A 21,154-nucleotide genomic window follows, 5' to 3' on the forward strand; every position below is an offset into this window, starting at 1 on the left:
ACGGAGGGAAGTCGGCATGCCCGCCACCGCTTACCAAGGGGCCTCACCTGTAACGACGTTGGGGCACTACGGGCAGTAATGCAGCCTCCATGACAGCCCCTTGCGCAGCGCGTACCGCAGCCCCTGCCGCAGCGGGCTTGGTAAGTGGGCAGAAGCCCGAACCTCCCCCGCCTAGCGCCGGCACACTCGGCACCGTTGTTATAAACCGAAAGGCCCGCCAGGTAAACCGACGGGCCTTCAGAATAAAGCGAGGTCTCGCGACAGCGAATTACTCTTTATTGCGTAACTGAGCTATCGCGGGGGTGAAGACAGGCCGTGACCGCCACCAGAGTATCACTGCTCGAAATTCCAGCTACTACACCGTCGCAGGACACATATCGAGTAGGAGTTTGGTCGGAAAATACTACTCCGATTCGATCGGGTTCTTGGAGGAATCCCAGATTCTCGACGGTCTCCACGATGGATTTGCGAGGTCCCGCGCCGTCTGGGGTTTCCAGCCACCCCCAAAGGGAGCGGTCGATAACTGGGGACTGACCTTGCACTTCACGGATAGAAGGAGCTGAATGGGTCGCCGCGATCTGCGGAGGGGGGATGATGACGATTAGCTCAACCAGCATCCCATTGAGTGGATCGATCTTCAGCTCGATCTCTCCACCGTTAACCCCAGAGATTCTGAGATAGAGTGGCCTCCTATCTGACCGAGGTTCCCAAGTGACGTTCATGGGGATCCATTCATCCCTTTCCAAGACCGCCCCCATGCAGTCCTCTGCACCGACTACGGCGATCGACATTGCCTGCCTCCCATTATCCCTTATATAGGGCGTGGACAAGGGCAGGAAGCTGCCCCGGACTTCTCGGCGCCCCGAATTTTAGCTCCCAGTTGCCAACTAGGATCAGCTTATCAAAGGGGAGGCCGCCTACCCCTGCCCCATGCACTGCGGATTGCAGACTCTTGAGCTGTACCTGAGTGGCTAGGTCAACCTGAGTTCGCGTTGCGCCGCCCTGAGCCAAATGCTCAAGATACTCAGCCATATGCTTCGTCGCATTACCGTGGACCCAGACTTCGGTTTCACCTGCCGTTAGGGTAAACGACTTGGGAAGTTTCGATCCATTATAGACAGGCTGCGTCGCCTTAATCCCGTCCCATACCGTTTCTGTCCCAGCCTTTGCCGCTTTGCCGATTCGTGTGCCCTCGGCAAGGACTTCGACTCCCTCAGCAAGCCCCTTGGCTTTGCTTCCTGGTAGCGGAAGCACCATCATGAGCGCTATCGAGCACTGGGCGAGAGTGGGGTCCTTGATGCAGTCCTTTACGTCATTCAGACCTGTAACGGCCCAGACGAACTCCGTCAGCCTCTGGTCAGGCTCCCACGTCTTCAGTTCGATGTTGGCCGGGTTGTATGCGCAGATCGGGAGACTGTCCCGATTGATGGGCACATAGCAAGGCTTCTTCGGTTTCTGTTCTTGCTGCTCTTTACGCCACTCTTCAGCCTCGCGCCTGAGCTCGGCCTCCTCAGCCTCGCGCTTTTTCACATACTCATCCCATGCCTGGGAAGCAAACTCCTTGGCCTCCTGGGCGCTCTTTCCGGCGGCCAGCTTGGAGTTTTCAGCGTCCTTGGAATACAAGGCTGCTTGGGCGGCCGAGTCGCGGGCGTACTGGGCAGAGAATTCAGCCTGGGCTGCCGATTCGGCGGCGTCGTCGGCGGCCTGGTCGGCACGGTCCGCGGCGTTGCGTGCGGTGGTCGCGGACTTCGTTGCCTGACTGGCTGACTTTTCGGCCTGGGAGGCTGACTTGTCCGCCGCAGCGGAGTAGCCCTGGGCCCTACCAGCGCTGTCCTGAGCTTCCTTGGCGGCGTCTTGGGCTTCCTTGGCGGCGTGGTTGGCCTGCGCGGCGGCCTTGGCAGCCAGCCAGCGGTTCTTCTGGGCCTCGGCCGCGATTCCATCGGCCTCGTTGATCAGACGCTCGACCTGGGCGATGTGGGTGCTAGCGAGCTGGTCCTTGCGGTCCGCCATGTACTGACCGACCTGAATGAACGCATGGAGCTGGTCGGCTGAGCCCGCGAGGGCAATAGTGGCGGCGGCCTTGACTTCCGGTCCACCATCGTTGACCAGGCTGGCGGCGAGGACCCTTTCGTCGATGTTGCGTGCCTTGTACTGGCCGTTGTTTATGAAGGCGACCAGAGCCTTGGTGTCGGTGCTCTTGAGGGAGGCGGTGGCAGCTTCCTTCACACCCGGCCCGCCGTCGTTGTAGATCTGGGCGACGCGGACGCGGTAGTCGACCCGGCCGACGGTGTACTGGCCAGCGGTGTAGAAGTCGCTGATCTGCTGGTTGGTTCCCTTAAGCGCGTTCTGGGCCGCGGTGCGTACCGATTCGAACGGGCTCTGGGCGGACAGGTCCACGACCCGCTGGCGGACTTCGTCCTGTGTGCCCTTCTTCCAGCCGGTGAGCAGGTAGTCGAGGACGTCTTGGTCGGTGCCGGACAGCGCCTGTGCGGCGGTTTCCTGCTCCCAGGATCCGCGGGACTTCATTGCCCGCAGGGCCAGGTCACGGCCCTTGGGCGCGAGTGTTTTCACATCAGGGTTCGGTTTGGCGGCCTCGGTGGCAAGGGAGGCGGCGGTGTCGTCCAGCCCTCGTGCATCGACCACGGCGGCCGCCGTGGTCGAGGTGAACTGGTCGGCCTGCGCCTTGTGTGACTTGGCGCGTTCAATGGCGGCGTTGGTGCGCGTGGTGAGGTCTTCCGCCTCGCTGTCCCGGGCGACCGCATAGACCTTCTTGGCGGTGGCAACGGCCGCAGTGGCCTGGTCGGCGGCCTCCTTGGCCGCGTTGGCCTGCTTGGTGGCCTCGGCGGCTGCGCCGGTGGCCTCGCCCGCATGCTTCGCCGCCTCCTCGGCGGCTGCCGCTGCCTTGTCCGCGTGGTCCGCGGCCCGGTTGGCCGCGTCGCGGGCCTCGTAGGCGGCGTCGGCGGCCTTGCCCGCCAGTGCGGCCGCGGCGTTGGCGGCCCGGTTGGCCTCACGGGCATGACGGCGTGCCTCATCGGCGGCGGCCTGGGCCTCGCCGGAGTGCACACCGGCCGCATCCGCGGCGCGGTTAGCCGCCTCGGCGGCGTCGGCGGCGTCGAGGGCGTTGTCTCCCGCGCTCTTCGCTGCAGCCGCTGCCTTCTGAGAGGCGCGGGAGGCGTCGCCGGCGCGCTGTGCGATAAGGGTTGAGGTGCGCACGAGGGCGGCGGCGGTCCGGGCGTTCTTCGCGGCGTCCCGGGCCTCGGCGGCCTTGCTGGCGTCCTGGCTGGCCGCTATGGCGGAGTTGTAGGCCTTCGTCGCCGCGTCGGCGGCGGCGTTCGCGGCGCTGGCAGTCTGCGCGGCGGCCAGAGCGGCGACCCGGGCGGCACGCTGGGCGGCGTTGGCCGAACCGATCGCCTCCTGGGCGGCCTCGGCGGCGGCCCGAGCGGCGGCGGCGGCCTGCAGGGCCTTGACTGCGGCCGTCTTGGAGTCGTTCTTGGCTGCTTCGGTCTCCTTGGCTGCGGTCTGCGCCGCCTCCTTGGCCAGGTTCGAGGCCTTGACCGCCTTGGCGGAGGCGTCCTCGGCCTTCTTGGTCGCCTCCTCGGCCTGCTGACCAGCCTTAGTCGCCTGCTCGTTGAGCTGCGCGATGGTGGCATGTTCCTGGTCTCGGTTGCGGGCCACGAACTGGCCGACCTCGACGAACTCGGCGATGTCAGCCGGGGTGCCCTTGAGCGCGAGCTGGCCGGCGGCCTTCACGTTCGGGCCGCCGTCGTTGATGATCTGCGCGACCAGGACCCGGTCGTCCGTCTCACGTGCCTTGTACTGACCGACCTCAAGGAAGTTCTTGACGTCCTCGGGCGTGCCCTTCAGGGCTGCGGTGCCGGCGTCCTTGACGCCATTGCCACCGAAGTTGATGATCGTCGCAGCCTCGACCCGCTGGTCCTGGCGAAGCGGTGCCTGCCAGCCATCCCTCAGGAAAGTATGCAGCTCATCGGTGGTTCCCTTGAGCGCCTGCTGCGCGGCATCGCGCACCGCGGGCCCGCCCACGTTGTAGATGCGGGCAACATCAACGCGGTCATCCAGGTTCTGGATTCGGTCCTTGCCGGCGAGGAACGCCTTGACGTCCTCGTCGTTGCCCAGCAGCGCCTGTTCGGCCGCCTCCTTAACGCCCGGACCACCGGTCTTCCACAGCTCGACGGCGAACGCCCGGTCTGACGGCCGGTACAGGTCGTCATCCGCATCGGCGCTGGCAGGCGTGGCGCCCAGAAGTCCGGTGATCAGCGTGGCGGGAAGTAGCGCGGCGCATGCCCAGCGCAGCCCGGCCCCCCGCCCGCGGCCTACCCCTCTTCCTGTGGGCTGGGGTGCTCGTGCAGAGCGCAGTCCCCGTTTCATGCCGTGTATTCCCTCCTAGTCGGACACCTGTCAGCTGCGGCGGACCTTCGAGTTCCAGCCCCCACCAGCTTGTCCGTTTTGATGGAATGAAGGCGAAATGATAGGTCTGAAACCGAGATGGTACGAGCGTTTCCGTGACGCTCGACTGCCACAACAACCCAAGCCACGTGGGGTTCTTGGGGATGAATTGAGCATGATCTTACATGTGCTTTACTGACGTGGATATTTCGGGTGGGATCTGCACCCGTTCCTCCCTTTTTGAAAGGAAGCCGTGAAAATATCCCGTGCTCGCAGGGCACTGTTCGTCAGCCTGATCGGTGCGGTCGCAGCCTCAGCCGGGGTCGCCGCCCTCACGGTGGCGCAGGCCGCCCCGCAGGCGGCGGCACCTGCGGCGATACGCGCCGCCGCCCCGGCCGAGATGCCGTCGGCCGTCGAGGACTTCACGTACCCGGGGGCCGCGAAAATCCTCCAGGACCAGAAGATCGCCCTGAAGCGCGGCGATGGTCACATCATGCTGACCGATTGCAAGATCAATCAGGACATCATGGTCGAAACCCGCACCGGCCAGGAGCAGTACTGCTTCTCGGTCAGCGGCAAGCAGGGCTACCTCACCCTGGAGCTGCCCGACTCCTTCGGGATCTGGCCCAACGCGCAGCCCGTGCAAGCCAAGATCACAACCGACGGCAAAGAGACCGTCATCGATGCCCCCCAGGGCCCGTTCAAGGCCATCGGCGAATCGGGCGACACCAAGAGGAAGTCCATCCTCGTCGAACTCCGCGTCACCAGCTGACCCAGCCCAGCCGCGACGGCCTCTCAAGCCTCCGATCGGGACTGCCACGCATGCGCCCGGTCTGCTGAAGTCCCTGCATCCAGGCAGCCGTCCGTGGTGCGAACCGCAGCCGGTTTCATCGCCAGTTGCTGCCCGCCCCCTGTCCCTGTGCTGCTGCTTTTCCCCTACGTCGAGACACCCGAGGACATCATGTCTGCGAAGAGTTCACGCACCGCGTGGACAACTGCCTTCCTTTCCGCTGCGGTGGGAGCTGGGCTCCTGACCACCTCTCCCGCCTCCGCCCTCACCGGCAGTGAAGCCGACGCCGGCCATTACGCGTTCACCGCGAAGCTGAACATCGGGGACAAGCAGGCCTGCTCCGGCGCCCTGGTCGACGCCCAGTGGGTCATCACCGCCGCCACCTGCTTCGCGGTGGACGGCAAACCCGCGCAGACCGGCAAGCCCGCCGTGCAGACCACCGTCACGGTCGGCCGCACCGACCTCGACACCAGCACCGGGTCCGTGACCAGCGCGGTCCAACTCGTTCCGCACCCCGACCGCGACATCGTCCTGGTCAAACTCGCCCAGCCCGTCACGGGTGTCGTCCCGGTCAAGGTCGCCTCTACCGCCCCCGTGGCGTCGGACAGGCTGATCGTGGCTGGGTTCGGTCGGACCAAGACGCAGTGGGTGCCCAGCAAGCTGCATTCCTCCGCCTTCACCGTCGGCTGGGTCGGTGGCAAGTCAGTCGACCTGAACGGATCATCCGACGCGGTGATCTGCCAGGGTGATGCTGGCGGGCCAGCGTTGCGTGACAACAACGGCACTCCCGAACTCGTCGCGGTCAACAGCCTGTCCTGGCAGGGCGGATGTCTGGGCACCGACCCGGCCGAGACGCGCACCGGTGCGGTGGACGCCCGCGTCGACGACATCAACGGCTGGGTGCAGCAGACCCGCCTGGCGGCCATCGTCCCGGACGTCACCTCCGTGATGACGTCCGGTGACTTCAACGGCGACGGCATCACCGACATCGCCGCCACCCTCAAGGACGGCAACCTGCACGCCTTCTATGGCCGCAAGGACGGCACCTTCGAATACGGCCGCCCGCTGTGGAACGCCGACGGCACCTGGGGCAAGTCCGTCGTCAAGATGATCGCCGGAGACTTCGACGGCGACGGCATCACCGACATCGCCACCGTCTGGGCCAACGGCTCCCTGCGCCTGTACACCGGCACGGCCAACGGCAACCTCAACGCCAACAAACCCATGTGGCTGGACGAGAACACCAACTGGAACAACATGCTCCAGCTCACCCGCTTCAAGCCAGACGCCTCCGGCCGCGACGGCCTGCTCGCCGTATGGGCGAGCGGCCCCAAGGGCGCCCTGTACGCCTACTCCACCGGCACCGACGGCAAACTCACCGGCCAGAAGCGCAACATGTGGCGCGACAACACCTGGCAGTACGCGCAGAAGATCGTGGCCGGCGACTTCAACAACGACGGCCGCGACGACGTCGTCGCACTCACCGACACCGGCGCTCTCGTCCGCTACGGCAACGCCCAGGGCGGCCTCGAGAACGGCGTTCCCATGTGGCCGGACAACGGCTGGAAGGACATGCCCGTCGTCCTGACCGGCGACTTCGACGGCGACGGCAACACCGACATGGGCGGCCTCTGGAACAACCAGCAACGCTTCAACTTCTACAAGGGCAACGGCAAGGGCTCCATCGCCACCGGCAAGAACGCCTGGCCCAGCACCCCCTAGCCCCAGGTACGGGCGCACAGGACGAGGCGGTAGCCGTCCGGGTCGGTGATCGTCGCGCCGTGCTCGTCCCGGTACGGGTTGTGCGCGGGGACCCGGGTGCCGCCGGCGGCGACCAGTCGGGTGATCAGGGCCTCGTCCACCGGGGTCCCCAGGTAGACCACGAACAGGTCGTCCACGGTCGGGGTGGGTTCCAGCGGACGCTCGGGGTCGTGCGTCAACTCGAAGTGCCAGGACCCGCCGGGCGGGCCGACCGTGAGGAGGCCGTGCTCGCCCGGGATGCGCTCGGTGGTGCGCCACAGGACTTCGAGCCCGAGGCCGTCCACGTAGAAGCGTTCCGCGGCGGCGAGGTCCCGCGAGGCATGGACACTGTCCGTGCTGCGCGCCATGTTCGCGCTGACGGTTCTGGTTGCCTTGGTGGCCGCGATTCCCACCCTGCTGCTCATGGTCGGCCAGCTGCCCGCCCAACAGCCCACCTGGCACAGCATTCAGGGAGCGCTGGGACGGCCGGACGACGGCAGCGGTCTGATGATCACCCTCACCGTGGCTGCGTGGATTGCCTGGCTGTGGCTGACCATTCCGGTCCTCGCGGAGGCCGGCGCCGTGATCGCCCGACGTACGACGCCGCGCCGACCCGGCATGGCCACCGGACAGCGCCTGGCCACGTTCCTACTCGGCAGCCTCCTGCTCGCCTCGCCTGCCGCCGCAGCGAGCGCCGCCACCCCGGCCGTGGCCGCAACCGCCACGCACAGCCCACAGGCCCCGGCATCGGCTGGCGTCCCGAGGCCGGCCGTGGCGGAGAAGGACGCCGCTCCCGTGGTCCCAGCCTCCGCCGTCCCCGCCCCGTCAGCGGGCAGGACGCGGGTGAAGGTCGGAGCGGACGGCACCACCTGGTACGACCTGGCCGAGCAGTACCTCGGCCATTGCCACACGCTCTGCTGCTGCCCGAACCGGTGGACAGTTCGTATGACGGTACGTAACCACCACACTGACATCACCATGCCGAACCACCACCGACAAAAACCCGAAGATCATCAGGCCTCAAGCGGGTTTGTTTTCGTGGGTGTTGAGGGGCGGCGGCACTGTGCCCACCGCCAGGACGTTGCCTTCCCTGATGTATCCGTCGGGGTCGTCGAGCGGGTGCCCCGGGGAGTCGGGGTTGAGGTAGTGGTGCCAGCCGGTGCTCAGGCCTAGGCCGAGGGCCTGGGTGGCGAGGTCTGCGCAGGCCTTCGTGTAGAAGTCGCGTACGGCGGGGCTCAGTGGGGCGTGGTGTTCGATGAGGACGGTCTGCTGCCGCACCCGGGTCAGCCCGGCCCGCCTGAGATGGCGGTACAGGTCGCCGGAGCGCAGGAGTTGGCGTGCGTAGCCGGGGGTCTGGGCCGCGGTGCGGAAGAAGTCGGTGAACAGGTAGGGGTCGCCGGGACGTGCAGTGATCAGGTGTGCGTCCAGGTCCTTGACCGCGACGATGCCTCCGGGACGTACTACTCGGGTCAATTCGGCCAGTACGGCGGCGAGTTCGTCATCGTTCAGATACTGGGTGGTGTTGGCGCACCAGGCGACGTCGAAGCTGTCGTCCGGGTGCGGCAGGTCGCGCAGGTCTGCCTGGTGGACGTCCACGGGGCAGGGCAGTCGCCAGGCGCGGGCGCGCCGGGCGGCCAGGGCCGCGTTGTCCGGTGCCAGGTCGACGGCGGTGATCCTGCCGTGGGGGCCGATGCCTGCGGCGATGTGGGGCAGGAAGTCGCCGGGCCCGCAGCCCGCGTCCAGGACGTGTGCGCCGGGCCGGATGCCCGCCTGGTCGAGCAGGTCATGGTAGGGCGTCTCGCATGCTTTGAAGTGGGCGTCGACGATGGTGTGGTGGGTGAATCCCTGGCCCGTGGAGGAGGCGTGGCCCCAGGTCTGGCGGGCTTCGGTCAGCATGCGTGGGCTCCCAGTGCGCGCAGGGCGTCGGTGACCGCTTGCGGTGCTTCCAGCGGTTGCAGATGGCCGGCGCCTTCGATGGTGATCAGTTGCCCGTCGGGCAGGGTGTCCGCCGTGTGACGGGACTCCGCCGCGGTGACCAGTTCGTCCTCGTCTCCGGCGATCACCACGGCGGGTGCGTCGAGGCTGCGCAGAGTCGCTGTGGAGTCGGGGCGGTCCGCGATCGCCTGCTGCGCCCAGGCCAGGGCTGCGGGGTCGGACCGGTGCGCGTCGGCCAGCACCCGGGCCAGGACCTGGGGGTGCTTGTTCCGGGTCGTCGCGCCCACGAGCTGTGGTGTGGTCTGTTTCAGGACCGTCTCGCGCACGGCGTCGTCCTGGACGAGCTCGGCGAACCTCAGGCGCTGTGCGCGGGCCTGGGGGGCGTCGGCGGTGACGCGCGCGGACAGCAGTGCCAGGCCTGCGGTGCGGTCCGGATGACGGCGTACGAAGGCCATGGCGACGTACGCGCCCATGGACGATCCGACGAGGATGGCGCGGTCCGTGCCGCGGGCGGTGAGGGCCTCGGCGAGGTCGTCGGCGACGACGTCGAGCGAGGGGTGCGCCCGGCCGAGTGGTGTGCCGCCGAAGCCGCGTTGGTCGAAGGGGATGACCGGGTGGCCGGAGTCGGTCAGGGCGTGCTCCTGTTCTTGCCACATCGCTGAGTTCAGGGACAGGGCGTGCAGGAGCACGAAGGGGACTTTCGTGCCGCGGGTCATGGGGCGGCCGCCGCTTCGGCCGTGCTGATGAAGTTCCCTACCACGGCGGGCTGTTCGGCGGTGTGGAGCCAGGCCAGGGAGACCGGGGCCGTCGGCAGGTCGTGGATAGGCACCACGCGGATACCGGGGGGTGCGATGTCGGCCAGGGAGATGAGCGAGATGTGGACGGCGTCGCCGCCGGCCACCAGGCGCATCATGTCGGGGACGGTGGTCACCCGGTGGCGGCGGTGGATGGGACGGCCCGCGGGAGTGTGCGCGGGCACGACCTCGTCCCAGACGTAGGCGGGCATCTCACCGGGCCGGTCGAAGGCGTCGTGGTCGGCGAGTTCCTCGATGGAGACGGATTCACGGTGGGCCAGTGGATGGGAGGCGCTCATGACCGCGGCGCGGGCATCGTGGGCAAGGGGCTTACTGGTGGCAAGGTCCGGTTCGTCGAGACCGAACTTGACGACGATCAGGTCGAATTCACCGGCGCGCAGTTCCCGGAAGGGGTCGGCGATGTCGTACTGGCGCAGGAGTGTGGTGGTGGTGTCGTGGCCGGCCATGGCGACGATGTGGGACGTCACCTCGGTGGAGCCGTGATAGCCGACGCGGATCGTACCGGCGGGTGTGCGGGGCAGGGTCGTGTCAGGCACCGGTGACCTCCTCGGTCAGGGCGGCGGCTGCTTTCAGCCGTGTGGTGGGCCGGTGTTCGGTGACGACGCGCACGCTCTCCAGGGGTGCGGGCACCCCGAGGAGGCGGGGCACCTGGCGCAGAGTGAGGACGCAACCGGGACCGATCAGGCCGTCCAGCACGGCCTCGGCCAGTACGTGGTTGAGGTGCACGAGAGCGTCCGAGACGCTGCACTGGGCGGTGGCGAGGTACAGGTCGCGGTGCATGTGCGCGCGGGGTGACGAGGGGGCGCCGGGGATCTCGATGGGCATGTCCGCGTGTGCCGGGATGCGGGCGGGGCCGTCGAAGAGCTTCAGCAGCCTGCGCAGGGCCGCCGTTTCCGCGGCCGGGCCGGGTTCGGTCCATGCGGCCGAGAGGTCTTCGGCGACGTGGGCGAAGCAGAAGCGGCCGGTCAGGTGGGCCGGGTTGCCCGCCAGGAAGACGGTCCGGGTGAAGGACGCCCGCCAGGCGCGTGCCCGGTCGGCGCCGAGGCTCAGGGCGTATTCACAGGTGGCGCGGACCCATGCGGCGAGGTCGAACCGCTTGAGGATCACGACGGCCAGCGTGCCGTCCATCGGGTCCTGGCCCGCGATGTCGGACTGCGCGGCCATCAGGCCGTCGAGCGTGGCGAGGTCGTGCCGGGTGGCGAGGTCGGGGCGGGCCGTGCGCAGGCGTCGGGCCGCCTCGTCGTGCAGGCGTTGCTCGGTCGGTGTCATGGGGAGACCGCCGTCAGGAGGTCGCGGGCGGGTGCGGCACGGCGTTTGCCGAGCAGGCTCGTTGTCAGCCGGTACGGGTCGACGTACAGATGGTTCTTGCGGTGACGTGCCAGCTGGTGCGCCAGCTCGTCCGGGGACGGCCCGCGGGGTGCTGCGGCGAGCAGCCGCTCGGCGCGGGTGAAGCACTGGCGCAGCAGGTCGGGGCGGAAGGACTGCTGGTGGCCCGGGCCGAGGGCGGCGATGAAGTACAGCCTCATACCCAGGCGTACGGCGGGTGCGTCGTGGCCGGTGAGGGCGGCGTCCAGGAGGGCACCGGCGCCGAGGTCGGGCCGGGTGCCATGGCGTGCCGAACGGATGCGGCCGTCGATCGGCACGCGGCCCACGGTGACGCGGCGCACGAGGGGGCCGAGTGCGCCCAGGACCCGGGCGAGCTGCTGGTAGTCGGGGTCGAGCTCGGTGTCGTACAGGAGGACGATCTCGTCGAAGTCCGGTGCGAGATGCATGAGTTCGCGCAGTGCGCAGGCCAGGTAGTTGGGGCGGCCGTCCGCGGTCACCAGTTGTCTGAGCGGCATGCCGTACCGGGTGAGGTCCAGGTAGACGGGGCCGCCGACCTCCCGTTGGTCCAGGCACATGGTCAGGCTGGTGAGCCTGCCGATCATCTCTTCGAGGCCCAGTCCTGGCGGCTGGTGGCTGCGCAGGCCCGGTTCGTGCAGGCCGAGGCGCGCGTAGTGCTCGGACCACAGCTCCAGGATGCGAGTGCCGGCCGGGTGCACCCAGCCGGTCTCGACCGCGTCGGCGTAGGGCCGCAGCGCCTGGGCCGGGGGACGCTCGGCCGCCGTGCGGAAGGTGGCGTAGAGCTCGCCGATGTGGTCCTCGGACAGGTCTCCGTAGTCGGTGTCGCCTCGAGTGCGGTCGAGGAACTCCCAAAATCCCAGGGTCTGTTCGGTGGGGTGGTAGGTGGTGTGGCTGTAGCGGTAGGTGACTTCGGCCAGGGGGCGGGTGGCGCGGTACATCGCATCGGTCCACAGCAGCCCCTTCAGATGGCTGGGGGTCAGGGGTTTGGACGGGGTCACCGTGATCGGTGCGAGCAGGACGCGGGGACGGGCGGTGCCGGTGACCGCCGGTCGCGTGAGCCGGCTGGGGGCCTCCAGGGTGGGGGCGGTCATGCGTGCTTCTCCTTCGCTGCCGTGACGCCGCGTACGAACGCGTCGCGGCCCGGTGGCCGGGGCGACCCGCACGGGGCGGGGGCCTGGTGGACGCGGGCGCGGAGCTTGTCGTCGTCGAGGAGTTCGGCGGGGGTGGTCAGGGTCATGAGCATGCGGGTGAGGGCTCGCCATACGGCTCCGTCGCCCTGGGCCGCCGCCGCGATCTGCTCGACGGTGGGCGAGGCCGCGTCGGACGGTGTGCGCGGCGGCTGCGGCCTTCCGTCGCGGGCGGCCCGCCAGCGGGCCATGAGGATCCGGTCGCTGGCCACGGACTGCTCGTACCAGGGAAGGAGGAGCCCTTGGGTCGCACGGGCCACGGCATGGCGCTGGGTCAGGTCGACGGCGGGGTTTTCGGCCAGGACGTCGGCGAGCCGGAAGGCGTGTTCGAGGGCGAGGGACATGCCCCGGCCGAACAGCGGGTTGGTGACGCAGGCCGCGTCGCCGACGGGGAAGAGACCGGCGACGGGGTGCTCCTGTCGGGGGCTCGCCGTGCCGTACAGGGCGTTGGGCGGGCTGGTGATCACGTGGACCGGCGTGATCGGCTCGCTGGCCTCCGGTGCCAGCCAGGGGGCGAGCCCCGGCGTCGCGGCAGCGGCCGCGGTGAAGCCGGCCGGGGTGCACAGCGCGGACAGCGCCCGGTCGCCGGGGAGCGTGCCCAGGGCGATGGCGAACGTGTTGTGATCGCCGGGGTGCAGCACGCCCGCGTAGTGGTCCCAGATGCCGCCCACGCTGTTACCGCGGTTGAGCGGCGTGGGCAGCTCACGCGCCTTCAGGCGGTAGTGACGGGTGTGACTTACGAGTCCCGAGGGGCTGGTGCGGTCGGGGGTGCGGGGGATGCCGGCGTCGTCCAGCCAGGTCCGGGACAGGGCCCGGCGTCCGGTGGCGTCGATGACGAGGTCGGCGCGGATCCGGTCGCCGGTGTGCGTGACGGCGGCGCGCACCCGGCGTCGGTCGGGGTCGAGTTCGAGGCCCGCGACGACGGTGTCGTGCCGGATGGTCACGCCGGGCAGCGCGCGGAGGTGGCGGTGGAGCAGGAGTTCCAGGGTGGCTCGGCGGCAGCCCAGGGCGACGAGCTCGTCGTCGGCCGGCTCCCGGGCGCTGTCGGTGGCGTCCGCCGGCAGCGCTGCGGTCATGTCCAGGACCGGCGCACCCGCCGCGCGGGCCGCGGCCAGGAGCCCGGGTGCCCGCTCACGCAGGACGCGCACGCCGAGGCTGGTCAGGGTGTGCGAGTGCACGCCTTGGGGCACGGTCGGGCGCTGCCAGCGGGCCGCGGCCCGCGCGAGCGGGCCGTCGGGCGGGGGCGCCGCGCGTTCGAGCACCAGGACGCGGTATCCGGTACGGAACAGGGCGAGGGCGCAGGCGAGTCCGGCGATGCTGCCGCCCGCGACGATTGCGGTGGGCATGGTCAGCGCCGCCGTCCGTGCACGAAGAACACCCGGCGTTCGTCGGCGCGGTCGCGCGGCGGCACCGTGTCGGGCCAGCGCCCGAAGTCGGCGCCCGTTTCGCCGGGTTGGGCCGCGCGCACATCGTAGCCGTGGGCATCGAAGAGGGCCTCGGGCTCGTCCGTGCTGAACAGCCAGGGGCAGCCCCATCCCGCGAACACGTCGAGCAGTGCCCGCATGTCCGGCCGGGTCAGCGCGGCGGCGTTGACGATGTCGGCGGCGATCCGGCTGCCGGGGGCGGAAATCGCGGCCACCCGCCGCAGGATGCGGTGGGTGTCGGCCTCGGGGATGTAGTAGAGCAGCCCTTCGAGCAGCCAGGTCGAGGGAACGTTCGGGTCGTAGCCTGCGGCCTGGAGGGCGTCCTCCCAGTCGGGCGCGGTGAGGTCCACCGCGACCGTGCGGCGGTCGGCCCGGGGCGTGACGGCGGCCAGGCGTCGCTCCTTGTGGGCCAGGACGGCCGGGCGGTCGATCTCGAACCAGCGCAGCCGGTCGGGCCAGTCGAGACGGTAGGCGCGCGAGTCCATGCCGGCCGGTGCGAGGACGATCTGGGTGGTCTGTGGATCCCGGGCGGCCTGTTGCAGGTAGTCGTCGAAGAACCGGGTCCGGATCGCGTTGTAGTCGGGGGTGCTGGGCAGCGTGCGCTCCCGGCCGGGCGGGAAGGTGGCTGCGTGGATCTCGGCGAGCAGTTCGGGGCCGATGCCGTCGGCCAGCGCGGCGGCATACGGGTCGTCGTACAGCCGGTCCGGGCGGCGGCTCTCGGTGGCGCGCAGCGCCGCGGTGAGCAGTGCCGTGCGCTCGACGGCATCCAGCGTGGCGCTCATGTCAGTCGGTCCTTCCCTCGACGGGGCGTTGCCGGGTACGGCCGGTCAGTCGGGCCCACTCCCCGGCGTCCTGCCAGAACAGGCGGTCCTTGACCTGGGTGGGGCGGATGCCGGTGGCGACCCGGTCGTGCCAGTCCCGCAGGAAGGCGTCCGCGTCGAGGCGGACCAGCCAGGGAGCGGCGAGGCGCCCCTGGGCACGGGCCGTGCGATAGTCGGCCGACTGGCCGCGCAGGGCCCGGTCGAGGTGGGCGAGGAAGGCGGTGGCCTCGTCGTTGCTCCAAGGCGTGGGGCAGGCGACGGCGAACTCGTAGGTGGCGGGACGTCCTTCGGGCACGACGGGCCGGCAGGCCGCGTTGCGCACCTCCAGCCCGGTGGCGTCCAGGGCCGAGCGCAGTGCCCTGATCACCTGGGCCTCGCGCAGCCGCTCCCCCGCGTGGTCGGAGCGGGTGGCGCGGCCCGCGTAGGCGAGGCGGGGCACGCCGTGGGCGTGGTCGACGACGCGTACGACGTCGCCGACCGCGTAGCGGTAGAGGCCGCCGACGTGGCTGAAGACGACGTGGTAGTCGCGTTCCGCTTCGAGTTCGTGGGGGCCCAGTGTGGCGGTGTCCGGGCCGAGGTCGTCGTCCGCGTCGGCGAACTCGAAGACCGACGCGGTGACCACCAGGCTGCCCGCGGTCGGATGGCGGTCCAGGGCCACGCCCACCGGTCCTTCGGAGGCGGCCACGGGGGCGGACAGGGCCGTGACGCCGGCGCCGAAGTCCTCGCGCAGGCGCGGCAGATAGAGCGAGGCGAGCCCGGTGGTCCAGCAGAACAGGGCGCGCATGTGGGGCCAGACGTGGGCCGGGCGCACCGTGCCGAACCGTTCGGCGATGTGCTCCAGCTCGGCCGCCCGCGCCGGATTGGGGGCTCCGTGCGGCCGCCCGTCGAGGGTGCCGTCCCGCAGGTCCTTGACGATGCGGGGCCACCACAGGTCGAGCTGGTACGGCAGGGCCGCGACCATTGCCGGGTTGATCCCGATGACGCAGCGGACGTCGGCCTCCGTGGCGAGGCGCAGCCGCAGGTACATCTTGCGCAGGTGCTCCCCGTCCGTCGCGGGCACGGGCAGCGTGGCCCATGGCGCGCCGGTGCCGGGCTCGGCGGACAGCGGCTCGCCGAACTGGGTGCCGAAGTCGACCTGGCTGGCGCCGACATGGGGACGGCCGGAGGCCGTGGTGGGCGGGGCGGCCGGCGGGCCGTGCTTGAGGTTGAGGACCGATCCGGGGGTGTTCAGGACGTCCGGAAAGTGCTCGATCAGGGGCGCCCAGGCCGCGTAGTAGAAGGGAAAGAACGTGGTGCGCATGAAGCGGGGCGTCACCGGGATCTTCTTGTGGGCGCCGGTGCTGCCGCTGCTGGTGAAGAACACCTTCGGCTGGTCGGCGCTCAGGACACCGCGCTCGCCGGCCGCGGCGCGCTCGATCCACGGTTCGAGATCCGTGTACGTCTGGATCGGGACGGCCTTGCGGTAGTCGTCGAGGGTGCGGATGCGGTCGAAGCCGTGCTTCCGGCCGTACTGCGTAGCGGCGTTGAAGGTGAGCAGGTCGTCCAGTACGCGTCGCTGGTGGCCGGCCGCGTCGGCGAAGGAGGCCCGCAACGTGTGGCGTTCGCCGAGGACGCGCCGGCGATGGCGGCGCAGGCGGTCCGGGTTCGTCCAGTCCTCAGCGGAACTCATGGGCGAGCACCTCCTGGATCGCCGCCGCGGTGCGTGCCGGGGTGCTCTGTTCCTCTATCACCGAGACCGGCAGGTCCCGGATCTCGTCCCGCATGAGCTTGGCCAGGTCCTCCTGGTAGCGCCGGAAGCCGTCCCAGTCGGGGTGCGGGCCGTAGTGCTCGAGGACGTTGAGGTCGGCGCCGTCGTGGCTGCGCCGCCACGCGGTGTGCGGTGACACGTCGAGGTAGATGACCCGGCGCGGCTTGGGGAAGGACCGCCACCACGTGAGCATGGGGTGCTCGGGAACCCCGGCGAGGCGGCACTTGGCCAGCAGCTTGTAGTAGTAGGAGTCGACGACCGCGGGCTGCCCCGGGGCGCCGGACAGGAGCTGGTCGCGCAGCTGCAGGACGGCGGTTTGCAGGAGCGTGCCGAAGAACTCCGGGGACCAGGCGCCGGCCCGGGCCGCCACGTCGTTGACCACGGCCCGGCGCAGCCGGCCGATCAGGGCGTGCTCGGGAGCCAGCTGCCCGTCGTCGACGGAGACGGGGCGCCACTGCGGTGCCTCGGCAAGCAGGCGGGCGAGGGCGGATGACTTTCCCGCGTAGTCGGGGCCGAGGAGCACACAGAACGGTGGCGCCTCGACGTCGTACGGATGGTGCTGCGGACAGGGGTTCGTGCGGTGCCGGGCGGCCATGTGCTGCGCCCCTTCCTTTTCCTTGAGGTGAGGCCGGTCTGGCGGTCAGCGCCAGCCGGCCGGGCTGCGGTACGACGGCCGGTGGCGCCGCGCATGTCTTCGGTGCGGTCCGGCCGGGTGTGGCTCCTCGTCGGACGCCGTGCGGGTTGTGTGCTGGGCCATCAGGACGGCGGTCAGGGCAGCGAGTTCGTCGTGGGTGGGGGCTCCCTTGACGACGCGGATCGGCGAGCGGGTCATGGCCTAGCTCCTTTCCTGCGGGCAACTGCCCGGCGCTGTGCGTCAGTTGACGCTCCGTACGATGTGGGGGTACTCCTCGTCGTCCGCGTGGTCGCGCTCGGGGACGTCACGGATGGCTGGGTGCGCGAGGATTCGGGCGGTGCCGCGCAGGAAGGCGGCCAGGGTGTCGCGGTCGGGGTGCGGGGCGGTACGCAGATCGTGGTTGAGCGTGCTCACGGCTCGTCTCCCGTTTCTGTGAGGGGCCTGGGCGCCGGACGATCACTGCGGTGGGTTCCCGTGCTTGCGGTCGGGGCGGTCGGCCGGCTTGGCGCGCAGCATGCGCAGGGAGCGGATCAGTACGTCGCGGGTCGCCGCGGGGTCGATCACGTCGTCGACCAGGCCGCGTTCGGCGGCGTAGTAGGGATGCATCAGCTCGTCGCGGTACTTCTTGACCAGGTCGGCCCGCGTGGCCTCCGGGTCGTCCGCGGCGGCTATCTGCCGCCGGAAGATCACGTTGGCGGCGCCCTCCGCGCCCATCACCGCGATCTCGTTGGACGGCCAGGCGAAGGCGAGGTCCGCGCCGACGCTGCGGGAGTCCATCACGATGTACGCACCGCCGTACGCCTTGCGGAGCACCAGGGAGATCCGGGGCACCGTCGCGTCGCAGTACGCGTACAGGAGCTTGGCCCCGTGGCGGATGATGCCGCCGTGCTCCTGGTCCACGCCCGGCAGGAAGCCCGGCACGTCGATGAGGGTGACCAGGGGGATGTTGAAGGCGTCGCACAGCCGGACGAACCTGGCGGCCTTCTCCGAGGCGTGGATGTCCAGGACGCCGGCGACGGACTGCGGCTGGTTCGCCACCACGCCCACGGTGTGGCCGTCGAGGCGGGTCAGCGCGCAGATGATGTTGGTCGCCCAGCGTTCGTGGACCTCCATGAACTGGCCGTCGTCGGCGATCTCACCGATGACGGCACGCATGTCGTAGGGGCGGTTGCCGTCGGCCGGCACCAGGTCGAGCAGTTCGTCGCAGCGGCGGTCCGCCGGGTCGCCGCAGTACTCGGCGGGCGGGGCTTCCTGGTTGTTCTGCGGCAGCAGCGACAGCAGGAAGCGCACCTCCTCCAGGCAGGTGTGTTCGTCGTCGTACGCGAAATGGGCGACGCCACTGGTCTGCGCGTGCACGTCCGCGCCGCCGAGGCCGTTCTGGCTGATCTCCTCGCCGGTGACCGCCTTGACCACGTCGGGTCCGGTGATGAACATCTGCGAGGTCTCGCGGACCATGAACACGAAGTCGGTGAGGGCCGGGCTGTACGCGGCGCCACCGGCGCACGGGCCGAGCATCACGCTGATCTGCGGGATCACCCCGGACGCCCTGGTGTTGCGGCGGAAGATGCCGCCGTAGCCAGCGAGCGCCGTCACGCCTTCCTGGATGCGGGCGCCGGCGCCGTCGTTGAGGGACACCAGGGGGGCGCCCGCCGTGATCGCCATGTCCATGATCTTGTGGATCTTCTGGGCGTGCGCCTCGCCCAGGGCGCCGCCGAAGATGCGGAAGTCGTGCGCGTACACGAAGACCATGCGGCCGTGCACGGTCCCCCAGCCGGTGATGACGCCATCGGTGTAGGGCTTCTTGTGCTCGAGGCCGAAGCCGGTGGCCCGGTGCCGGCGCAGCGGCTCCACCTCGGTGAACGAGCCCTCGTCCAGCAGGATTTCGATACGCTCGCGGGCGGTCAGCTTGCCCTTGTCGTGCTGCGCCCGGGTGGCCTGCGCGCTGGGTCCGGCCGCCGCCAGCTCGCGCAGCGCGTGCAGCTCGGCGACGCCGCCGCGCACGGTGGCGAGCGGAATGTCCTGGACCGCGGTCATCGAGCCGGTCCTCCGGCCGGGATGTCGGCGCCCAACTGGGAGTACACGTCAAGGAGATCGTCGGAGAGCCAGTACTCGGCGATGCGGCCGGACTCGTCCACGCGCAGGATGTCGGCGCCGCGCAGGGTGATCGGGGTGCCGGGCGGGGCGCTCGCCCCCTGCGGGCGGCCCCCTTCCCAGACGCCGCGGAAGATCCAGCGGCCGATGAGATGGCCGTCTGCGGCGAACGGGCCGAGCGTGGTGGCGATCCGCGCATCGCCCCGGTAGGAACCGCGGAACAGGGCTATCCAGTCCGTGAACTGACGCGGCGTGCGAATGCTGTCCGCCGGCGGCATCCCCACTTCGGGCAGGTGCACGCGCAGGCTGGGGGCCAGGATGTCGTCCGCCGCCGCCCGGTCGCCGTTCCACATGTCCATCCACCGCTGCCACAGCGCGAGGTGGTCCTGCGCCGCCAGCCATTGACGCTGTTCCGGGGTCGGGGTCGGGTTCGGGTTCGGGTTCAGTCGCGTATCGAGTCGTACGTCTGTCATGAGGTCCTCCCGTTGTGCCGGTCGGTTCGCCTGCAGGACCGGCTGGATGTCGTCTCGCGGGACCGCGGCGCTCAGCCGACGGTCATGGGGTGGTCGCGGTCGATCGGGCCGAGCGGTGAGGCGCCGCCGGGTGAACCGAGGCCGGCGAAGAACGCGGCGTTCGCCGCGCGGTACTGGGCCCACTGCTCGGGGGTGTCGTCCTCGTGGAAGATCGCCTCCACGGGGCACACCGGCTCGCAGGCGCCGCAGTCGACGCATTCGTCGGGGTGGATGTACAGGGCGCGCCGGCCCTCGTAGATGCAGTCGACCGGGCACTCCTCGATGCAGGACTTGTCTTTCACATCGGTGCAGGGTTGGGCGATGACGTAGGTCACTGACGGCTCCGTGGTGGCCTCGGGTGGGCCGCCCCGGCGGGGCGGGTCCCGCCGGGGACGGGGCGGCGGCAGGTGAGGTGCATCGTTGGCTCCGTCCGTCGGCACCGCAGCCCTGTGGTGGACTGCCATGACTCCACAGACCGCCGGCACGCCCCGGCAGATACAGCCCCCCTGTGCCCGGCGCATCACACCCCCCGCATGTGACGCAGGTCACCTGTGATGCCTGTACGCGGGTGTGAGGTCCCCCGCTCTGTTCGTGTGCAGCGCAACAGAGGACCCACAGGAGGACGGGCATGCGTTTCGGATCGGACCTGACCATAAGGTCGGCGCACGCGTGGCTGCCGCCCACGCGCCGCACTGCGGCCGATGCCGTACGTGCCAAGGAGGTCGGTGCGGCCGATGCCGCCGCGTGCGGGGCCGTGGAGGTCCCCGTGTCGACGGACGCCGCCGGGCCTCAGCTCGCGGTGCGTGCCGCGCGGATCGTCCTCGCCGAGGCGGGCGTCCCCGCGCACGACATCGATCTGCTGATCCACGGCTGGATCCACTTCCAGGGCCACGACTTCTGGTCACCGGCGCACTTCGTCGCCGATCAGGTCGGTGCCGACCGCGCCGTCCCGGTCGGACTCCAGCAGATGTGCCACGTCGGGGCCATGGCGCTGCACACGGCCGCCGTCCAGATGGCGGGCGACCCCTCGGTGCGCACCGCCCTGGTGACCACCGGGGACCGGCTGAGCCTGCCCGGCTTCGACCGCTGGCGCAGCGACTACGACGCGGTGTTCGGCGACGCCGGGACCGCCCTGCTGCTCACGCGGTCGGGTCCCGGGCTGCGCCTGGTGGCGAGCCGTGTCGTCGCCGCACCGGAGCTGGAGTACATGTACCGGGGCGACGACGAGTTCGCGGACGCCCCGCTCACACACTCCACGCCCATAGACGCACGGCGCACCAAGAAGGCCTTCCTGGCCGCGGGCGGGATGGCCCGCTTCGCGGAGATAGGCCCGCCGAAAGTACGCGAAGCCCTGCTGGGCGCCCTGGAGGACGCCCAGCTCTACCCGGACGACCCGCGCATCCGGTGCGCCCTGCTGTCCCGGCTTGGTCCCAAGACCCTCGGGCTGCTCTACCGGCCGGTGATGGAGGACGTGCTCAAGGCCGAGGTGCTGCGACTGGGCGAGCGCACCGGGCATCTCGGCGGCGGTGACGCCATAGCCAACATCGCCGACCTGCGGCAGCAACAGCTGCTCGCACCGGGCGAGTTCGCGCTCAGCCTCAGCGGCGGCGGCGGCTTCACCTGGTCCTGCACCGTCGTGCAACGCCCCGAGGCCTGTTGAGGTGTCGCGGCCGCACCGCGACAGAACCCCCGCCGCCCGCCCGTCGAACC

Annotated in this window: 19 protein-coding genes; 3 read left to right on the forward strand and 16 right to left on the reverse strand. The window is 70.0% G+C overall.

Annotated features, from left to right (window positions below; translation table 11 throughout):
- Window positions 1-804: 804 nt before the first annotated feature.
- Window positions 805-4,386: a hypothetical protein gene (locus ACIQ8J_RS29745; RefSeq protein ID WP_403276830.1), complete on the reverse strand. Its 3,582-nt coding sequence runs from the start codon at window positions 4,384-4,386 to the stop codon at window positions 805-807.
- Window positions 4,387-4,657: 271 nt separating this feature from the next.
- Between ACIQ8J_RS29745 and ACIQ8J_RS29750 the strand changes: the two genes are divergently transcribed.
- Window positions 4,658-5,176: a hypothetical protein gene (locus tag ACIQ8J_RS29750; protein WP_403276833.1), complete on the forward strand. Its 519-nt coding sequence runs from the start codon at window positions 4,658-4,660 to the stop codon at window positions 5,174-5,176.
- A gap of 243 nt (window positions 5,177-5,419) precedes the next feature.
- Window positions 5,420-6,916: a trypsin-like serine protease gene (locus ACIQ8J_RS29755; RefSeq protein WP_403276835.1), complete on the forward strand. Its 1,497-nt coding sequence runs from the start codon at window positions 5,420-5,422 to the stop codon at window positions 6,914-6,916.
- Here the strand turns inward: ACIQ8J_RS29755 and ACIQ8J_RS29760 are convergent.
- From ACIQ8J_RS29760 to fdxA, 15 genes are all read right to left on the reverse strand, one after another.
- Window positions 6,913-7,302 carry a VOC family protein gene (locus ACIQ8J_RS29760; RefSeq protein ID WP_403276885.1) on the reverse strand — a complete coding sequence of 130 codons (390 nt, stop codon included), beginning with the start codon at window positions 7,300-7,302 and terminating at the stop codon, window positions 6,913-6,915. The two genes, ACIQ8J_RS29755 and ACIQ8J_RS29760, sit on opposite strands and share 4 nt — an antisense overlap.
- A 652-nt stretch (window positions 7,303-7,954) precedes the next feature.
- Window positions 7,955-8,830, reverse strand: a complete 876-nt coding sequence (locus ACIQ8J_RS29765; RefSeq protein ID WP_403276836.1) for a class I SAM-dependent methyltransferase — start codon at window positions 8,828-8,830, stop codon at window positions 7,955-7,957.
- On the reverse strand, window positions 8,824-9,585 hold the full coding sequence (locus tag ACIQ8J_RS29770; protein ID WP_403276838.1) for an alpha/beta fold hydrolase: 762 nt from the start codon (window positions 9,583-9,585) through the stop codon (window positions 8,824-8,826). The genes ACIQ8J_RS29765 and ACIQ8J_RS29770 overlap by 7 nt, the downstream gene beginning before the upstream one ends.
- On the reverse strand, window positions 9,582-10,220 hold the full coding sequence (locus tag ACIQ8J_RS29775; protein WP_403276839.1) for a LysR substrate-binding domain-containing protein: 639 nt from the start codon (window positions 10,218-10,220) through the stop codon (window positions 9,582-9,584). The genes ACIQ8J_RS29770 and ACIQ8J_RS29775 overlap by 4 nt, the downstream gene beginning before the upstream one ends.
- Window positions 10,213-10,953, reverse strand: coding sequence for a DUF6182 family protein (locus ACIQ8J_RS29780; protein ID WP_403276840.1), 741 nt, complete (start codon window positions 10,951-10,953; stop codon window positions 10,213-10,215). The genes ACIQ8J_RS29775 and ACIQ8J_RS29780 overlap by 8 nt, the downstream gene beginning before the upstream one ends.
- Complete coding sequence (locus tag ACIQ8J_RS29785; RefSeq protein ID WP_403276841.1) at window positions 10,950-12,119, reverse strand: hypothetical protein; 1,170 nt, start codon at window positions 12,117-12,119, stop codon at window positions 10,950-10,952. The genes ACIQ8J_RS29780 and ACIQ8J_RS29785 overlap by 4 nt, the downstream gene beginning before the upstream one ends.
- Complete coding sequence (locus tag ACIQ8J_RS29790) at window positions 12,116-13,561, reverse strand: NAD(P)/FAD-dependent oxidoreductase (protein WP_403276843.1); 1,446 nt, start codon at window positions 13,559-13,561, stop codon at window positions 12,116-12,118. The genes ACIQ8J_RS29785 and ACIQ8J_RS29790 overlap by 4 nt, the downstream gene beginning before the upstream one ends.
- 2 nt (window positions 13,562-13,563) lie before the next feature.
- Window positions 13,564-14,421 (reverse strand): SAM-dependent methyltransferase, encoded by an 858-nt coding sequence (locus ACIQ8J_RS29795; RefSeq protein WP_403608000.1) that lies wholly within the window; start codon window positions 14,419-14,421, stop codon window positions 13,564-13,566.
- A gap of 1 nt (window position 14,422) precedes the next feature.
- Window positions 14,423-16,129: a GH3 auxin-responsive promoter family protein gene (locus ACIQ8J_RS29800; RefSeq protein WP_403276845.1), complete on the reverse strand. Its 1,707-nt coding sequence runs from the start codon at window positions 16,127-16,129 to the stop codon at window positions 14,423-14,425.
- Window positions 16,116-16,802: a hypothetical protein gene (locus ACIQ8J_RS29805; protein ID WP_403276846.1), complete on the reverse strand. Its 687-nt coding sequence runs from the start codon at window positions 16,800-16,802 to the stop codon at window positions 16,116-16,118. The genes ACIQ8J_RS29800 and ACIQ8J_RS29805 overlap by 14 nt, the downstream gene beginning before the upstream one ends.
- A 45-nt stretch (window positions 16,803-16,847) precedes the next feature.
- Window positions 16,848-17,039, reverse strand: coding sequence for an acyl-CoA carboxylase subunit epsilon (locus ACIQ8J_RS29810; protein WP_403276848.1), 192 nt, complete (start codon window positions 17,037-17,039; stop codon window positions 16,848-16,850).
- A 42-nt stretch (window positions 17,040-17,081) separates the two neighbouring features.
- On the reverse strand, window positions 17,082-17,255 hold the full coding sequence (locus tag ACIQ8J_RS29815; RefSeq protein ID WP_403276849.1) for a hypothetical protein: 174 nt from the start codon (window positions 17,253-17,255) through the stop codon (window positions 17,082-17,084).
- A gap of 42 nt (window positions 17,256-17,297) precedes the next feature.
- Window positions 17,298-18,875 (reverse strand): acyl-CoA carboxylase subunit beta, encoded by a 1,578-nt coding sequence (locus ACIQ8J_RS29820; protein ID WP_403276850.1) that lies wholly within the window; start codon window positions 18,873-18,875, stop codon window positions 17,298-17,300.
- The gene (locus ACIQ8J_RS29825) at window positions 18,872-19,405 is read right to left on the reverse strand and encodes an ester cyclase (RefSeq protein WP_403276852.1); all 534 of its coding nucleotides are present in this window, start codon (window positions 19,403-19,405) and stop codon (window positions 18,872-18,874) included. The genes ACIQ8J_RS29820 and ACIQ8J_RS29825 overlap by 4 nt, the downstream gene beginning before the upstream one ends.
- A gap of 71 nt (window positions 19,406-19,476) precedes the next feature.
- The gene (gene fdxA, locus ACIQ8J_RS29830) at window positions 19,477-19,779 is read right to left on the reverse strand and encodes a ferredoxin (protein WP_403276853.1); all 303 of its coding nucleotides are present in this window, start codon (window positions 19,777-19,779) and stop codon (window positions 19,477-19,479) included.
- Window positions 19,780-20,072: 293 nt separating this feature from the next.
- Here fdxA and ACIQ8J_RS29835 point away from each other — a divergent pair, with 293 nt between their 5' ends.
- Window positions 20,073-21,104 carry a ketoacyl-ACP synthase III family protein gene (locus ACIQ8J_RS29835; RefSeq protein WP_403276855.1) on the forward strand — a complete coding sequence of 344 codons (1,032 nt, stop codon included), beginning with the start codon at window positions 20,073-20,075 and terminating at the stop codon, window positions 21,102-21,104.
- The last annotated feature ends 50 nt before the right edge of the window (window positions 21,105-21,154 follow it).

Source organism: Streptomyces sp. NPDC094147, assembly GCF_044764265.1.
In the GTDB taxonomy this organism is placed as follows: Bacteria; Actinomycetota; Actinomycetes; order Streptomycetales; family Streptomycetaceae; genus Streptomyces.

Coding starts and splice junctions, on each gene's coding strand:
- ACIQ8J_RS29820 (WP_403276850.1), bottom strand. CDS start 18,875: ATGACCGCGGTCCAGGACATTCCGCTCGCCACCGTGCGCGGCGGCGTC.
- ACIQ8J_RS29760 (WP_403276885.1), bottom strand. CDS start 7,302: ATGGCGCGCAGCACGGACAGTGTCCATGCCTCGCGGGACCTCGCCGCC.
- ACIQ8J_RS29785 (WP_403276841.1), bottom strand. CDS start 12,119: ATGACCGCCCCCACCCTGGAGGCCCCCAGCCGGCTCACGCGACCGGCG.
- ACIQ8J_RS29765 (WP_403276836.1), bottom strand. CDS start 8,830: ATGCTGACCGAAGCCCGCCAGACCTGGGGCCACGCCTCCTCCACGGGC.
- ACIQ8J_RS29825 (WP_403276852.1), bottom strand. CDS start 19,405: ATGACAGACGTACGACTCGATACGCGACTGAACCCGAACCCGAACCCG.
- ACIQ8J_RS29835 (WP_403276855.1), top strand. CDS start 20,073: ATGCGTTTCGGATCGGACCTGACCATAAGGTCGGCGCACGCGTGGCTG.
- ACIQ8J_RS29805 (WP_403276846.1), bottom strand. CDS start 16,802: ATGGCCGCCCGGCACCGCACGAACCCCTGTCCGCAGCACCATCCGTAC.
- ACIQ8J_RS29780 (WP_403276840.1), bottom strand. CDS start 10,953: ATGACACCGACCGAGCAACGCCTGCACGACGAGGCGGCCCGACGCCTG.
- ACIQ8J_RS29810 (WP_403276848.1), bottom strand. CDS start 17,039: ATGACCCGCTCGCCGATCCGCGTCGTCAAGGGAGCCCCCACCCACGAC.
- ACIQ8J_RS29800 (WP_403276845.1), bottom strand. CDS start 16,129: ATGAGTTCCGCTGAGGACTGGACGAACCCGGACCGCCTGCGCCGCCAT.
- ACIQ8J_RS29790 (WP_403276843.1), bottom strand. CDS start 13,561: ATGCCCACCGCAATCGTCGCGGGCGGCAGCATCGCCGGACTCGCCTGC.
- ACIQ8J_RS29795 (WP_403608000.1), bottom strand. CDS start 14,421: ATGAGCGCCACGCTGGATGCCGTCGAGCGCACGGCACTGCTCACCGCG.
- ACIQ8J_RS29745 (WP_403276830.1), bottom strand. CDS start 4,386: ATGAAACGGGGACTGCGCTCTGCACGAGCACCCCAGCCCACAGGAAGA.
- ACIQ8J_RS29770 (WP_403276838.1), bottom strand. CDS start 9,585: ATGACCCGCGGCACGAAAGTCCCCTTCGTGCTCCTGCACGCCCTGTCC.